The 15,710-nt window shown below is 73.6% G+C and carries 12 protein-coding genes; 10 read left to right on the top strand and 2 right to left on the bottom strand.

Annotation, left to right across the window (positions count from 1 at the left end):
- The first annotated feature begins 53 nt into the window (after positions 1-53).
- The 7 genes from AB0K17_RS28895 (at position 54) to AB0K17_RS28925 (ending at position 10,140) form a co-directional block, all read left to right on the top strand.
- Complete coding sequence (locus tag AB0K17_RS28895; RefSeq protein ID WP_365984789.1) at positions 54-992, top strand: cyclase family protein; 939 nt, start codon at positions 54-56, stop codon at positions 990-992.
- A 112-nt stretch (positions 993-1,104) separates the two neighbouring features.
- Entirely contained in the window at positions 1,105-3,915 is a 2,811-nt protein-coding gene (locus tag AB0K17_RS28900) for a SpoIIE family protein phosphatase (protein ID WP_365984793.1), read from the top strand.
- 46 nt (positions 3,916-3,961) lie between these two features.
- Positions 3,962-5,467 carry a sugar ABC transporter ATP-binding protein gene (locus AB0K17_RS28905; protein WP_365984790.1) on the top strand — a complete coding sequence of 502 codons (1,506 nt, stop codon included), beginning with the start codon at positions 3,962-3,964 and terminating at the stop codon, positions 5,465-5,467.
- Entirely contained in the window at positions 5,464-6,465 is a 1,002-nt protein-coding gene (locus AB0K17_RS28910) for an ABC transporter permease (RefSeq protein ID WP_365968687.1), read from the top strand. Before AB0K17_RS28905 ends, AB0K17_RS28910 begins: the two co-directional genes overlap by 4 nt.
- Positions 6,466-6,484: 19 nt before the next feature.
- Positions 6,485-7,645 carry a substrate-binding domain-containing protein gene (locus tag AB0K17_RS28915; protein ID WP_365984791.1) on the top strand — a complete coding sequence of 387 codons (1,161 nt, stop codon included), beginning with the start codon at positions 6,485-6,487 and terminating at the stop codon, positions 7,643-7,645.
- Positions 7,646-7,777: 132 nt separating this feature from the next.
- The gene (locus AB0K17_RS28920) at positions 7,778-9,391 is read left to right on the top strand and encodes a class I adenylate-forming enzyme family protein (protein WP_365984792.1); all 1,614 of its coding nucleotides are present in this window, start codon (positions 7,778-7,780) and stop codon (positions 9,389-9,391) included.
- A 38-nt stretch (positions 9,392-9,429) separates the two neighbouring features.
- Positions 9,430-10,140: a tRNA-dependent cyclodipeptide synthase gene (locus AB0K17_RS28925; protein ID WP_365968690.1), complete on the top strand. Its 711-nt coding sequence runs from the start codon at positions 9,430-9,432 to the stop codon at positions 10,138-10,140.
- On the opposite strand, the gene AB0K17_RS28930 is transcribed toward AB0K17_RS28925, so the two are convergent.
- Positions 10,094-10,969 (bottom strand): YceI family protein, encoded by an 876-nt coding sequence (locus AB0K17_RS28930; protein ID WP_365968691.1) that lies wholly within the window; start codon positions 10,967-10,969, stop codon positions 10,094-10,096. The two genes, AB0K17_RS28925 and AB0K17_RS28930, sit on opposite strands and share 47 nt — an antisense overlap.
- A 244-nt stretch (positions 10,970-11,213) precedes the next feature.
- Here AB0K17_RS28930 and AB0K17_RS28935 point away from each other — a divergent pair, with 244 nt between their 5' ends.
- Entirely contained in the window at positions 11,214-12,377 is a 1,164-nt protein-coding gene (locus AB0K17_RS28935) for a PP2C family protein-serine/threonine phosphatase (RefSeq protein WP_365968692.1), read from the top strand.
- A gap of 21 nt (positions 12,378-12,398) precedes the next feature.
- Here the strand turns inward: AB0K17_RS28935 and AB0K17_RS28940 are convergent, their stop codons facing one another.
- On the bottom strand, positions 12,399-12,857 hold the full coding sequence (locus tag AB0K17_RS28940) for an Lrp/AsnC family transcriptional regulator (RefSeq protein WP_365968693.1): 459 nt from the start codon (positions 12,855-12,857) through the stop codon (positions 12,399-12,401).
- A 177-nt stretch (positions 12,858-13,034) separates the two neighbouring features.
- Here AB0K17_RS28940 and AB0K17_RS28945 point away from each other — a divergent pair, with 177 nt between their 5' ends.
- Both AB0K17_RS28945 and aspA read left to right on the top strand, forming a co-directional pair.
- On the top strand, positions 13,035-14,042 hold the full coding sequence (locus AB0K17_RS28945; protein ID WP_365968694.1) for an asparaginase: 1,008 nt from the start codon (positions 13,035-13,037) through the stop codon (positions 14,040-14,042).
- A gap of 51 nt (positions 14,043-14,093) precedes the next feature.
- Positions 14,094-15,542, top strand: coding sequence for an aspartate ammonia-lyase (aspA, locus tag AB0K17_RS28950; RefSeq protein ID WP_365968695.1), 1,449 nt, complete (start codon positions 14,094-14,096; stop codon positions 15,540-15,542).
- The last annotated feature ends 168 nt before the right edge of the window (positions 15,543-15,710 follow it).

Raw genomic sequence — 15,710 nt, forward strand, 5'->3', positions numbered from 1 at the left:
GTACTCAGGCATCCGGCGTGCCGGGCGCCCGGGGTGCGGTCACACTGGGGCAGGTGAGCAGCCTTGCCCCCGGGTCGTCCCCGGCCGTCGCGCGGGCGGAGTTCGACACGCTCTTCGCGCAGCTGCGGACGTGGGGGCGCTGGGCGGACGCCGGGCGCGGGGCGTTCGGGCGGGTCGGCCCCGAACAGGTCCGGCGGGCGGTGGAGCTGGTGCGGTCGGGGACGGTCGTGGCGATGGGGTTGCCGTGGAACACCGTCTGCGGTCCGGACAACCGCAGGCCCGCCCTGCACTACATGTCCGACCTCGGTGACGTCGAGCCTCCCGAGCCCGCCACCCACAAGGACTTCATCGGCGCCGACTACCACGGCAAGGGCGTCAGCCACCTCGACGCCCTGTGCCACGTCGCCTACGACGGGCGGTTGTACGGCGGGGGCGAGGCCGGGCACCTGGTGGGCGCGGCGGGGGCCCGCTTCGGCGACGTCGCGGCCCTGGGCCCGCTGGTGACGCGCGGGGTGCTGCTGGACCTGCCCGCGGTGCAGGGGGCCGACTGGCTGGAGCCCGGGCAGGCCGTGCACGCCGCGGATCTGCTGGCGGCGGAGGCCGCGCACGGCGTGCGCATCGGCGAGGGGGACGCCCTGCTGGTGCGGACCGGCAGGTTCCGGCGGCGTCGCCGCCTGGGTGCCTGGGACGCCGACGAGGCCGGTGCGGGCCTGCACGTCCATGCGGTACCGCTGCTGGCCGAGCGCGGCATCGCGCTGCTCGGCGCCGACGGCGACAACGACGTGCGGCCCTCGCCGGTGGAGGGCGTGCACTCCCCCGTGCACGCCCTGGCAGTGGCCGCGATGGGGGTTCCGCTGCTGGACAACCTCGACCTGGAGGCGCTGGCGGCGGCCTGCGCGGAGGCGGGCCGGTACGCGTTCCTGTGCGTGGTGGCCCCGCTGAACGTCCCCGGCGGCACGGGATCTCCGGTCAATCCGGTGGCGGTTCTCTGAGCGTGGACGGTGCGCAGCCGACCGTGACCGCCGCCCGCCCGGCGAGCCGTGCGGGACGATTTAAAATAGAACGTCGAGCGACTTCCGCAGTGTCGTACGGGAAGTGATCCGGATGGGCCTCGTCGCGGAGGACATCGGGCCGGTGCTCGCCCGTGAGAGGTTCTTCCGCGGCGGGACGGTCGAGGAGGCCGTGCGCGGCCCCATCCTCAGCTCCTGGGAGCGCAGCCGGCAGCTGGGGCTGTCGCCGGACGGCTGCGAGCTGCCGTACGTGCAGGACCTGGACCTGGACGGTCGCCTGGTCCGCGCGGCAGCGCCCGTCATGGACCGGCTGCAGGCCCGCTTCACCGATCGCGACATGAACATCTGCCTCGCCGACGGGCGCGGCGCGGTGCTGCAGCGCCGCTTCGGCACGGCCTCCCTGGCCCGGCGCCTGCCGGCGATCCAGAGCGTGCCGGGCTTCGTGTTCGCCGAGAAGTACGCGGGGACCAACGGCATCGGCCTGGCCCTCGCCGAACGGCAGCTGACCAACGTCTACGGCGCCGAGCACTTCGCCGAGCGCTCCCAGTCCAACGCCTGCTCCGCGATCCCCGTGCGGGACCTGCTCAGCGGGCGCATCGAGGGCGTGCTGTGCTTCGGCTATCCGTACACGGACGTGGACGGCGGGCTGGACACCGTGATCCGCAGGGCGGCCGGCGCCATCGAGCAGCGGCTGCTCGAACAGAGCACGGGGCGCGAAAGGGCCCTGCTGCAGGCGTACTTCGATGCCCGGCGGCTGCTGCCGGACGGCGACGCGCGCCTGGGCGAGCTGGCGGCGAGCGGACTGGACTGGCGCGACCAGATGATCCTCAAGGAGAAGGCCGCCGAGCTGATCTCCTCGGGCCAGCGGGCCGCGCTGGCGGTGTCCCTGCCCGGCGGGCGGCGGGTGACCCTGCTCAGCCGCCCGGTGACCAGCCCCTCCGGTGTGGAGGGCCTGGCCGTGGAGGCGGTCCTGCCCGCCCGGAACGAGCGTCTGGCCGTCGTCCCGGAGCCGACGGCGCCGGTGGCCGGCGGGCCCGCCCGGCTGCTGGGCCGGCAGTCCCTGACCGAGAGCGTGCCCAAGGCCCCGCCGCGGCCCGCGGCACCGCACGAGGACGGCGAGGACGCGGGCGAGCTGGTCATGGTCGGCGAGCCGGGGGTGGGGACGTACGCGGTGGCGGCCCGGCGCCGCCTGGAGCTGCTCTCCGAGGCCAGCAGCCGCATCGGCACGACCTTGGACGTCACGCGCACCGCGCAGGAGCTGGCCGAGACGGCCGTGCCGCGCCTGGCGGACTTCGTCACCGTCGACCTGCCGGAGGCGGTGCTGCGCGGCGACGAGCCGGCCGATCCCACCAAGGACCTGTACCGCGCCGTGGTGCACGGCATCCGCGGCGACTGCCCCTTCTACCCGGCGGGCGGGCGCGTGGACCTGCAGCCGACCACCCCGCAGCTGCGGTGCCTGAGCACCCGGCGCACCGTGCTGGAGCCCGACCTGCGCGCCGCCCCCGGGTGGATCGCCCAGGACCGTACGAAGGCCCGGCGCATCCTCGCCCACACCGTGCACTCCCTGATCGCCGTGCCGCTGCTGGCCCGGGGCATGGTGCTGGGCATCGCGAGCTTCTACCGCGCCCGCGATCCGGCCCCCTTCGGCGACGACGACTGCTCGCTGGCGCAGGAGCTGGCCACGCGGGCCGCGATCTGCATCGACAACGCGCGCCGGTACACCCGCGAGCACGCGGTGGTGCTGGCCCTGCAGCGCAGCCTGCTGCCGCAGTCCTTCCCCGAGCAGAACGCGGTCGAGGTCGCACACCGCTACATGCCGGCCGAGTCCGGGGTCGGCGGCGACTGGTTCGACGTCATCCCGCTGTCCGGCACACGCGTGGCCCTCGTGGTCGGGGACGTCGTCGGCCACGGCCTGCACGCCGCGGCCACCATGGGCCGGCTGCGCACCGCCGCGCGCAACTTCGCCGAGCTGGACATGCCCCCGGACGAGGTCCTCACCCACCTCGACAACCTCGTCGGGCGCCTGGACCGGGAGGAGTGCGGCGGGGGTGCCACCACGGGCCTGACCGGCATCATCGGCGCGACCTGCCTGTACGCCGTCTACGACCCCACCTCGCAGGAGTGCGTCATGGCCCGGGCCGGGCACTGCCCGCCCGCCCTGGTGCGCCCCGACGGCACGGTCGTCTTCCCCGACCTGCCCGCCGGCCCGCCGCTCGGGCTGGGCGGACTGCCCTTCGAGACCGCCACGTTCCATCTGCCCGAGGGCAGCCAGCTGGTGCTGTACACGGACGGACTCATCGAGGACCGCGAACGCGACTTCGACACCGTCCTGGAGCTGCTGCGCCGGGCCCTGGCCCACCCCAGCAGGCCGCCCGAGGACACCTGCCGGGCCGTCGTGGAGGCGGTGGTCCCCGAGCATCCTGCGGACGACATCGCGCTGCTGGTCGCCCGCACCCACGTCCTGGATCCGAACCGGATCGCCGCATGGGACCTGCCCGCCGATCCGGCGCTGGTCTCCTCCGTGCGCTCCGCCGTCACCGCCAAGCTGACCGAGTGGGGGCTGGAGGAACTGGCCTTCTCCACCGAGCTGCTGCTGAGCGAGCTGGCCACCAACGCCATCCGCTACGGCAGCACCCCCATCCAGGTGCGCCTGCTGTACGACCGCACCCTGACCTGCGAGGTCTCCGACGGCAGCAGTACCGCCCCGCACCTGCGGCACGCGGCGAGCACCGACGAGGGCGGCCGCGGGCTGTTCCTGGTCGCCCAGCTCTCGCAGTCCTGGGGCACCCGCTACACCCCGGGCGGCAAGGTCATCTGGGCGGAGTGCCCGCTGGAGACGGCCGCCGGCAAGGACCTGGACGCGCACCTCGCACTCGCCTCCTTCGACGACATACCGGCAATCTGACGCTCCATCCGGCACAGCGGGCGAAAGGGGTCGTAGCATGACGGGCATGCGGCCCCCGGAGCCCCTCGTGCGCATCCGCGGCCTCGGCAAGCGGTTCGGCGGCACCCGCGCGCTGGACGGGGTCGACCTCGACATCCGCCCCGGCAGCGTCCTGGCCCTGCTCGGCGCCAACGGCGCGGGCAAGTCCACACTCATCAAGGTGCTCGCGGGCGTCCACCGCGCGGACGCGGGCGAGGTGACCGTCGCCGGGCACCCGCTCGGCTCGGAGGCGGCCTCGCGCGCCATGTCCTTCATCCACCAGGACCTCGGGCTCGTCGCGTGGATGACGGTCGCCGAGAACATCGCCCTGGGCGTCGGCTACGCCCGCCGCGGGGGCCTGATCTCCTGGTCCCGCACCCGCGCCCGGTGCGCCGAGGCCCTGGATCTCGTCGCCGCGCACCTGGACCCGGACGCCGCCGTCGCCGGCCTGCCGCGGGCCGAGCGCTCACTGGTGGCCATCGCCCGGGCCCTGGCCACCCGGGCCCCGGTCGTCGTCCTGGACGAACCGACCGCGAGCCTGCCCGCGGCGGACTGCGCGCGCCTGTTCGCCCTCCTGCACGCCCTGCGCGACCGCGGCCGGGCCGTCGTCTTCGTCACCCACCGGCTGGACGAGGTGTACGAGGTCGCCGACACCTTCGCCGTGCTGCGCGACGGGCGCCTGGTCGGCGGGGGGCCGGTCGCCGGCCACGACCCGGCCCGCCTGGTGCACGACATCGTCGGCCACGACCCCGGCGGCCGGCACCGCTTCGCCGCCCCGGCCCCGGGGCCGGCCGTGCTGACCCTCGACGGCGTGCGCACCGAGCAGACCGGGCCCCTGGAGCTGAGGGTGCGTCCCGGCGAGGTCGTGGGCCTGGCGGGGCTGACCGGGTCCGGGCATGCGGCGGTGGGCCGGGCCCTGGCCGGCTGCGGTCCGCTGCTGGGCGGGCGCGTCCTGCTCGACGGGCGGCCCTACCGGCCTGCATCGGTGGCGGCCGCGGTGGGCGCCGGCGTCGGCCTGGTGACCAGCAACCGCCTGGAGGAGGGGTGCGCCGCCGAGCTGACCGTACGGGAGAACCTCCTGGCCGGGCCGCCCGCCGGCGGCCGGCGGGGCCCGCACCGGATCGGCACCGCGGCCGAACGGGCGAGGGCCGCGGCGCTGGTCGAACGGCTCGGGGTGCGCCCGTCCGACACCGAGGTGCCGATCGCCGCGCTCTCCGGGGGCAACCAGCAAAAAGTCGTCCTCGGCCGGTGGCTGCCGCAGCACCTGCGGCTGCTGGTCCTGGAGGAGCCGACCGCGGGGATCGACGTCGGCGCGCGGGCCGCGGTCCACCGCCTGCTCGGGGAGGCGCTCGCCGACGGGCTCGCCGTCCTGCTGGTCTCCACCGACTTCGAGGAGATCGCCGACGTCTGCCACCGGGCGCTGGTCTTCGTGCGCGGATCCGTCACGGCCCGCCCGGCCGGCCGCGCGCTGACCGTCACCGCCCTGACGCGCGCCGCCTCGGCCATGCCCGCCGTGACCGGGACGCACGGGTGAGCGCCCGGCTGCGGCACCCGCCGGGACACCGGGTCGGGCACCTGGTGGGCGCCTACGGACTCCTGGCGCTGACCGTCGTGCTGTTCGCGGCCTTCTCCCTCGCGCTGCCGCACACGTTCCCCACGCTCGACAACGTCTCCGCCGTGCTGTCCAACCAGTCGATTCCCGCCCTGCTCGCGCTGGGCGCGACGCTGCCGATCGCGGCCGGCCGGTTCGACCTGTCGATCGGCTACGGCCTGGGCCTGGCCCACGTCCTGACGATGCAGCTGATCGTCGCCGAGGGGTGGCCCTGGCCGCTCGCCTGCCTGGTGGTGGTGCTCGGCGGGGCGGCCGCCGGGGCCGTCAACGGGCTGGTCGTCGAGTTCGCCAGGATCGACTCGTTCATCGCCACCCTGGGCACCGGCAGCATCATGTACGCCTTCACCGGCGCCCTCACCGGCGGGGCGCGGATCGTGCCCGGCCCGCACGGGCTGCCGCCCGCCTTCACCGCGCTGTACGACTCCTACCTCCTCGGGCTGCCGGTCGCCGCCTTCTACGTCCTGGCCCTGACGGTGCTGCTGTGGGTGCTGCTGGAGCGGCTCCCCCTCGGCCGGTACCTGTACGTCATCGGCTCCAACCGCCGCGCCGCCGACCTGCTCGGCATCCCGGCCCGGCGCTGCATCACCTGTGCCTTCACCGGATCGGGGCTGGTGACGGGCGTCGCCGGCGTGCTGCTGGCCGCCGAGCAGCAGACCGGCAACCCGAGCGTGGGCCTGGACTACCTGCTGCCCGCGTTCGTCGGGGCGCTGCTGGGCTCCACCGCGATCCGGCCGGGCCGGGCCAACGCCCCGGGCACCCTGGTCGCCGTGAGCGTCCTCGCGGTCGGGCTGGCCGGCATCGAGCAGCTCGGCGCCCAGTTCTGGGTGACTCCGCTGTTCAACGGCGCCACCCTGCTCATCGCCGTCGGCCTGGCCGGCTGGGCCGCCCGCCGGCAGGTGCGCCGGCGGCGGACGGCCTGACGGCGCGCGAGGAGTGCCCGTGCCCGAGCGACGCAGGACCGCCCTGGGGGCGGCCGTGCTCCTCGCGGTGGCGGCCGCCCTCCTCAACGGCTGCGAACGGGACGTCTCGACGGGGCCCGCGCCCTCTCCCGTACGGCCGACGGCGGCCGGCTGCCCCACGGCTCTGGCGCGCGCCACCGCGGCGGTCCGCCGGGCCGAGCGGACCGACGTCCGGTGGGCGGGGCCGGCGACCGGCCCGCGGGCGACCCGCGGCAAGGAGGTGGTGTACGTGGCGCAGAGCATGACCAACCCCGGCGTCGCGGGCACGGCCCGGGGCGTACGGGACGCCGCGCGCGCCGCCGGCTGGAGCGTGCGGGTGCTCGACGGCCAGGGCACCCCCGCCGGCATCCAGGCGGCGTTCGGCGAGGCGGTGACGCTGCGGCCGGCCGGCATCGTCGTCGGCGGCTTCGACCCCCGTCTGACCTCCCGTCAGGTGGCCGCGGCCACGGCCCGGCACATCGTGCTCGTGGGCTGGCATGCGGTCGACGACCCGGGACCCAGCGCGGACCCGCCGCTGTTCACCAATGTCACGACGCGCGTGGAGGACGTCGCGCGCACCAGTGCCGACTGGGTGATCACGCACTCCCGGGGCCGTGGTGGAGCGGTGCTGTTCACCGACGCCTCGATCCCCTTCGCGCGGCACAAGTCCGAGCTGGTCCGGGCCGAGCTCGCCACCTGCCCCGGGGTGCGGCTACTGGCCGAGGAGAACATCCCGCTGCCGGACACCGGCAGCCGCACCCCGCAGGCCGTCTCCTCGCTGCTGTCCCGCTACGGCGCGCGCTGGACGCACTCGGTGGCCATCAACGACGTGTACTTCGCCGATGCCGCCCCGGCCCTGCGGGCCGCCCGCAGGAAGGGGACCGGCGCCCCCTACAACATCGGCGCGGGCGACGGCGACCCGTCCGCGTTCGAGCGCATCAACGAGGGCGCGTTCCAGACGGCGACCGTGCCCGAGCCGCTCACCGCACAGGGCTGGCAGATCGTCGACGAATTCAACCGAGCCTTCGCAGGCGCGCCCGCCAGCGGTTATGTGACCCCCGCACACGTCGCCACCGCCGCCAACACCGGCGGGGCGACGACGTGGGACCCGCCGGGCTATCGCACGGCCTACCGCAGGATCTGGGCGGGCGGCGCGCGGTAACGGGAAAGCATGGAGGGGATGACGGGTGCCGCGGAAGGCATCCCGATGTCTTGACGCACGCTTTGAGCCGACCCTAGGGTCACCCCCGATCATCGTGACCGCTCGACAGGCCACCGGCACTTGGGGGAATCGATGCGCAACGTCCGGCTGTGGAAGTCCGGTGTGGGGCTCCTCTTCGACCGCAGGGCGGAAGTCGGCAAGCCGATGATTTTCCGGCTGAGCCGCCCTCTCGATATCGATCCGGCGGGCCGGACCCTCCTCGACATCGAGGAAATCGCCGACTACGTACGCAAGGCCGCCGGCGCGTTGCACACGGCGGGAATCGGTCCCGGCGATCGGTTCGCGGTGTACAAGGACAACCATTTCGACTGCCTGTTGCTCGCCGCCGCCGGAATCAGGATCGGCGCGGTCCCCGTGATGCTCTCGGGCCTGCTGCCCCACGATTCGGTGCGTCCCCTGCTGCAGCGTGTCGAGCCGAAGCTGCTGGTGAGCAGCCGCCGGCTCCTGACGGGCAAGGGAAGCGACGTGAACGCGCTGTCCGCGTTCGCCGAGCGGACGTTATGCCTCGACGGCGGCTTACCGGGCGCACTGGACTTCGCCGACCTCTACGGAAGCAGCGATCCGGTGCCCGCGCCACGGCGCGACGACGAGTTGATGATGCTCACCCATACCTCGGGCACCACGGGCATTCCCAAGCTCATCATGTACACCCCGGCCAAACTCCAGGGCCAGATGGCCCGGTTGGAGTGCCGGCACCTGCCGCCGATCACCTTCCGGCGCGGCGACACGGTGGCGATGTCCACGCCGTACGTGCACGCCCGGGCCTTCACCTGGATCTATTCGGTGCTGACCCTCTCCCCCGGCAAGGTCCTGCTGGTGAGCGACAGCGATCCGCAGGTCGTCGGGCCGCTGTTCCGGCAGCACCGGCCCACCGTGATCGAGGGGCTGCCGATCGACTTCGCCCGGCTGGAGAAGCTCGCCGAGGAGCGCGAGCACAACGTCTTCTCCTCGGTGCGCATGTTCGTGGGCAACTTCGACGCCGTGCGCTGGTCGACGATTCGCACCTTCCTCAACGCCTCCCGGCACCCCTTCCCGCTGTGGCGCGAGGGCTACGGGCAGTCCGAGACCGGCGGGCTGGGCATGACCTTCATCACGCGCCGTACGGCGAACAAGCGGCGGGAGGAGCAGGCGGGCCCCCGTACGGTGGGGCGGCCGATGCCCGGGTTCGTGCAGCTCAAGGTGGTGGACCCGGAAACCTTCCGGCCGGTGCGCAACGGCCGGCCGGGCCTGGTGCTCGCCCGCACCAAGGCGCGGTGCATCGGCTACTACCGCGAGCCGGAGCGGTGGAGCGAGAAACTCGTGGGCGAGTGGTGGAACACCGGCGACATCGGCGTCAAGACCCGCAGCGGCGCCCTGAAGCTCCTGGATCGCGAGGTGAACCACACCCCGGGCATCAGCTGGCTGGAGCAGGAGGACGTGCTCGTCGACCGCCTGCCCGTGGGACACGACGTGGCCCTGCTGCCGGTGCCCGACGGGCCGCCGGTCCCCGTCGTCGCCACGCCCGACGGCCGACTGGACAAGGAGCAGTGGGCGAGGGCGGTGCGCGGGCTGCCCGCATTCGCCGAGCCGGTCGTGATCGCTTTCCCGGACATGCCCCGCACCGGAACCGGAAAGATCATCCGAGAGGAGCTGCGCCGGCGCTTCCTTTCCGGCGCCGAGCACCCGGGAACGGGGCGATGGACATGACGGCGGTGCACAAAGGCGCGGTCGGCCGGGAAACCCGGGTGTTCCGGAGCGGGCCCTTCGTCGTCGAACCGTTCACGCCGTCCTGCCGTGCGATCTGGGAGCGGCGGCAGCACGTGGTGTTCGGGGTCAGCCCCGGGAACAGCTATTTCCACGTGACGCGGCTGACCGATCTGCTGGGCTGGTTGTGCGCCGAGTTCGCCCGCGTCGACGTCGTCGTTCCGGATACCGCACTGGAGCACACGTACGCGGCCCTGGGCTACGACGCACGCCGTGCCGCGAAAAAGGCGCGTGCCGAGACCAATGTCCTGCACAACCGGGTGGTGCGGGCCTGGAGGAACAGTGGCGGGCCGAGGGCGGCCGACGGCCTGCACCGGATGTCGGATCTGGTGGCGAACGGCGTCTATCGCGAGAAACTCGCGCAATGCGAGCGAGCACTGGCCGAGGACGGCGCCCTGTGGGGGACGTGCGCGGCGATGAGCAAGGACGTCCTGGCGGCCCGGGGGTACGACGGGCCGTTCACCCGGGAACGCATCGAGCGGGCCATGGGATATCTCCTCGCCGAACTCCCCTTCTTCGTGGCGTCGGCCGACGTCTTCGGCGTTCCCTCGTCGCTGAACTTCTACCACCGGGCGCTGCCGCTGGCGGAGTTCGTCTTCTCCGGGACGTCCTCGATGCCGGCATCGCCCCGGCAGGGCTACGCCGTCATTCGCCCCGCTCCGGCACCGCCTGGATGTCCAGTTCGATCCTGATGGTGGTACCGATCATGACGATGCCGCGCTGCAGCATGGAGCGCCAGTTGAGGGTGAAGTCCTCGCGGTGCAGCTCGGTGCCGGCCGAGCAGGCGGCCCGGGTCTCGCCGGCGATGCCGGTGCCGATGCCGAGGTAGCGGGTGTCCAGGGAGACGCTCCTGCTGACGCCGTGCAGGTTCAGCACCCCCTCCACGCTCCAGCGCGAGCCGCCTCGGTGCACGAAGCGGTCGCTGGTGAAGCGCATGTGGGGGTAGGCGGCGACGTTCAGGAAGTCCGCCGACCGCAGGTGCTCGTCGCGCAGGGCGACGCCCGTGTCGATGCTCGCGGTGTCGATCACCACGTCGAGGTGCGAGTGCTCCATGCGCTCGCCGACCCACAAGGTGCCCTGGAACCGGTTGAACCGCCCGTGGATCTCGGCGAGGCCGATGTGCCGGGCGATGAAACGCACCGCCGTGTGGTCGGGGTCGATCCGCCAGGGCCCCGGCGCCGGCATCGCGGGCGTCGGCGCGGTCTCCATGCCGATCGGGTCCAGGACGGTGCGCGTCTGCTCCGTGCAGGCGACGGTCCGGCGCACCGGCTGGAAGCCCTCGGCCGTCACGGTCAGGCCGTACTCGCCGGGCGGGACGGTCGCGGCGAACCGGCCGTGGGGGTCGCTCTGCCCGTGGACGACCTCGCGGCCGGCGGCGTCCCGGACGGATATCTCCGCGCGGTGCATCGGCAACTGCACCGGGTCCAGGACGAGGCAGTCGAGCGCGCCCGCTCCGTCGGGGAGCGCGGCACCTGAGTGCCGCGGGGAGTTCCGGAAACGGCGCAGCAGCGCGAGGGGCATCCCTGGGGACCCTTTCTCTGGTCGAAAGATGATCGACCGATAGACCATCACATCCGACCTTTACAAGGCAAAACGACTACTTGACCTTTAAAATCGCCCCTACCCACCCGCAGCGGTGCTGAATCGCCCAGATCTCCCCGGGACATGCCGCCGATGGAGCAATGGCGGTGCGCGGCCGCGCACCACGGCAGGCTGATGCGTCCTGACCACGTCGCTGGGCAGTCACGTCGCTGGGGAGTGATGGGTGAGCCGGCAGCACCGCCGCGGCATCGGGGCGGCCGCCTACCGCGGCAAGGCGGTGCGGCTGAGCGACGCCGGCGTCCAGGCCCCCGCCCCGCCCCGCTGGATGCGCTGGCTGCCTGTGGGCTACGTCGCCGCCGTCCTGGTGCTGGAGCCGCTGACCCCGGTGCAGTGGCCGGTGAGCTTCGTGCTCATCGCGCTTCCCGCGGTCGCGGCCTTCGCCCTGGGGCCGGTGGGCGTCGCCGTCGCCACCTGCTTCGCCGTCACCTTCCTGGGGCTGCTGGCCGGTACGTCGTGCTGCGCGGGCCGCAGCTCCCACGACCTGTGGGAGCGGCACTACGTCGCCGCGTACCTGTGCACCGGGCTCGTGGGCGTCCTGTCGGTGGCCCTGGCGGGGTACCGGCGGCGGCAGGAGGCCCACCTGGTGCACGTCAATTCGGTGGCGGAGGCGCTGATGCGCACGCTGCTGCGGCCGGTGCCGGCCCGGGTGAACGACGTCCTGGCCGCGGGCCTGTACCGCCCGGCGGAGTCGGGGACGATGGCCGGCGGGGACCTGTTCGACCTCCACGCCGTCCCGGCGGGCGTACGGGCCGTCATCGGCGACGTCCGCGGCAAGGGCCTGCAGGCGGTGCGCACCGTCGCCGACGTCCTGGGGGCCTTCCGGCAGGCCGTCTTCGAGCCCGGGGACCTGGTGGAGGTCGCGGCCGGCATGGAGCGGCGCATCGCGCACGAGGCCGGCGCCCTGCAGGATGCGGAGCTGTTCGTCACGGCCACGCTCGTCGAGTACGACTCCGGCGCCCGGCAGGTGACCATCGTCAACCAGGGGCACATCGAGCCGGTGCTGATCTCCGCCGGCGAGGTGTCGGCGCTGACCGGGCCGCCGTCGCTGCCCCTGGGGCTGGGCGCGCTGACCGGCGAGCGCCCCGTGGCCTACCGGCATCCCTTCGCCCCGGGCGACGTCCTGCTGCTGTGCACGGACGGCCTCGTCGAGGCCCGCGACGACAGCGGCGGCTTCTACCCGCTCCTGGACCGGCTGCGGCAGCGCTTCGGCGCGCGCCCCGCCCCCACTCCCGTCGAGGTCGTCGACTTCCTCGACGGCGACCTGCCGTGCCACTCGCGTGCCTTCCACGACGACGTGGCCATCCTGGCCCTGGCTCCCGCGCTCTGAGCGAGGGCCCGGCGGCGGGCGTCAGCGGTCGTCGACGGGCAGGCCCCGCGCCTCCTTGACCCGCTTCATGATGATCTGCGAGTTCACCTCGGTCACGCCGGACAGCGTGGTCAGGCGCTCGATCCACAGCCGCTCGTAGGCGGCGAGGTCGGCGACGGCGATGCGCAGCAGGCAGCCGGGGCTGCCGAAGAGCCGGTAGGCCTCGATGACGTCGGGGATGTCCTGCAGCGCCGCCTCGAAGGCCTCGACGGCCTCCCGGTCGCGCCGGACCTCGACGGAGACGAGGACCTCGAAGCCCCGTCCGACGGCCTCGGGGTCGATCACCGCCCGGTAGCCCTGGATCACTCCGTCCTGCTCCAGCTGCCGGACGCGGCGCATGCAGGGGGAGGACGTGAGCCCGACCCGGTGGGCGAGCTCCTGGATCGTCAGCCGGCCGTCGTTCTGGAGCTCGCGCAAGATGTTTCTGTCGATCTGGTCCATCGCGCAATTATCCACCACGGTTACCGGCGGAACGCGGCCGACTTGGCGATCCGATTGCGCGCGTTTCGTTTTATGGTTGCCCTCGGCCCGCCGACCGCGAACTGACGTGCGAGAAATGCACCTGCGCGATGTCGCCCGGCCGCGATCACCAGCAGGAAGCGCAAGAGGAGCGAGCACGTGGGACAGGTCGTCGTCATCAGCACCGGCGGGACGATCGCCAGCCGCTGGCAGGGCTCCGGCTACGCCGCCGACGCCGCCGGCGGGGACGTCCTGGCCACGGCCGCCGTGCCCGAGGGCGTGAACGTGCGGGTCGTCGACCTGATGAGCGTCAACAGCGCCCGGCTGACCACCGCGCACCAGCTGACGCTGCTGCGCACCGTGCACGAGGTGCTGGCCGACCCCGACGTCGACGGCATCGTCGTCACGCACGGCACGGACACCCTGGAGGAGTCCGCCTTCCTGCTCGACCTGTACCACGACGACCCCCGCCCGGTCGTCCTCACCGGCGCCCAGCGCCCGCTCGAGGCACCGGACGGCGACGGCCCGCGCAACCTGCACGACGCGCTGCTGACCGCGGCCACCGTGCGCGACCTCGGCGTCCTGATCGTCTTCGACGGCCAGGTGCACGCCGCACGCGGCACGGTCAAGGTGCAGACGATCGCCGCCGACGCCTTCGCCGACCCCTCCGGCAACCGCGTCGGCGACGTCCGCGACGGCAGTGTCGTCGTCCACCGGCAGCCGCAGCGCCCCGCGCCGCTCCCCCTGCCCCCGGTCACGCAGGCGTCGCCCCGGGTGGACGTCGTCATGCACCACTGCGACGGGGACCCGCTGCTGTTCAACGCCGCCGTCGGGGCCGGCGCCCAGGGCGTCGTCCTGGTGGCGACGGGCGCGGGCAACGCCACCCCCGAGGTCTGCGCCGCCGTCGAGGCGGCCGTCGCCCGGGGCGTCCTGGTCGCCCTCACCACGCGGGTGCCCACCGGCCCGGTCGCGGAGATCTACACCCACGGCGGCGCGGTGGACCTGGTCGCCGGCGGCGCGGTCCTGACCGGCACCCTGCGCGCCGGTCAGGCGCGGATCGCCGTGCTCGGTGCCGTCCTGTCCTCGACCGACCCGGCCGAGCGCGCCCGTGCGCTGCGCCATGTGCTCGGCGCCACCGCCGCCGCTCCGGCGGGCGTCGCGGCCTGACCACCCTCCCCCCTCCAACTCTCCCCCCCCACGCACGTGATCGGATCCGTCATGCCCGCATCCGCCCCCGCCCCCACGCACGACCCCGCGCAGGTGCGCACCGAGCACGACCTCCTGGGCGACCGGGACGTCCCCGCAGCCGCGTACTACGGCGTGCACACGCTGCGGGCCGTGGAGAACTTCCCCATCACCGGTACGCCGATCTCCGCCCACCCCGACCTCGTCGTCGCCCTGGCCTGCGTCAAGCAGGCCGCCGCCATGGCCAACCGCGACCTGGGCCTGCTGGAGGCGCGCAAGGCGGACGCCGTCGTGACGGCCTGCGAGGAGATCCGCGCCGGAAAACTGCACGAGCAGTTCGTCGTGGACGTCGTCCAGGGCGGGGCCGGCACCTCCACCAACATGAACGCCAACGAGGTCGTCGCCAACCGGGCGCTGGAGCTCCTCGGCCACGCCAGGGGCGAGTACCGCCACCTCCACCCGCTGGAGGACGTCAACGCCGGGCAGAGCACCAACGACGTCTACCCCACAGCCGTCCGCATCGCCCTGCAGCTGTCCGCCGCCCGGCTGCTGGAGGCCATGGAGGTGCTGCGCACGGCCTTCGCGGCGAAGGCCGACGAGTTCCGCGACGTGCTGAAGATGGGCCGCACGCAGCTGCAGGACGCGGTGCCGATGACGCTCGGCCAGGAGTTCGCGGCGTACGCCGTGATGCTGGCGGAGGACCGGGAGCGCCTGCGCGAGGCGTGCGCCCTGCTCGGCGAGATCAACCTCGGCGGCACCGCGATCGGCACCGGCCTCAACGCCCACCCCCGCTACGCCGAGGCGGCCTGCGGCCACCTGGGCGCGCTGACCGGTCTGCCGCTGAGCGTGGCCGGCGACCTCGTCGAGGCCACCCAGGACATGGGCGCGTTCGTCCAGCTCTCCGGTGTCCTCAAGCGGATCGCCGTCAAGCTCTCCAAGACTTGCAACGATCTTCGGCTGCTCTCGTGCGGCCCGCGCGCCGGCCTGGCCGAGATCAACCTGCCGCCGGTTCAGGCCGGCTCCAGCATCATGCCGGGCAAGGTCAACCCGGTGATCCCCGAGGTGGTCAACCAGATCGCCTTCGAGGTCGTCGGCAACGACGTGACGGTGACCATGGCCGCCGAGTCCGGTCAGCTCCAGCTCAACGCGTTCGAGCCGGTCATCGCCCACAGCCTCCTCAAGAGCCTGGCGCACCTGCGGGCCGGCTGCCTGACGCTGGCCGAGCGCTGCGTCAGCGGCATCACCGCCAACCGCGAGCACCTGGCGCAGCTCGTGGGCCAGTCCATCGGCCTGGCCACCGCGCTCAACCCGCACATCGGCTACGAGCAGGCCACCGCCGTCGCCCAGGAGGCGCTGACCACCGGCGCGTCCGTGTACGACCTGGTGCTGGCCAAGGGCCTGCTCACCCCGGAGCGGCTCCAGGAGATCCTCCACCCGGACAACCTGGCCCGCCCGCACGACCGGGCCGCCGCGGCGTCCTGACCCCACCCCGTTCCACCGATCCGTTCCCCGGATCCGTACCACCGATCACCACCGAAGCAAGGAAGTAGTACCCCCATGGCAACGGCGCCTAGCGTCTCGTACTCGATGACGGTCCGGCTGGAGGTTCCTGCGAGCGGGACCGCGGTCAGCGAGCTGACCACGGCCGTG

Origin of the sequence: Streptomyces sp. NPDC049585 (assembly GCF_040675615.1) — a bacterium.
Lineage (GTDB): Bacteria > Actinomycetota > Actinomycetes > Streptomycetales > Streptomycetaceae > Streptomyces > Streptomyces luteosporeus.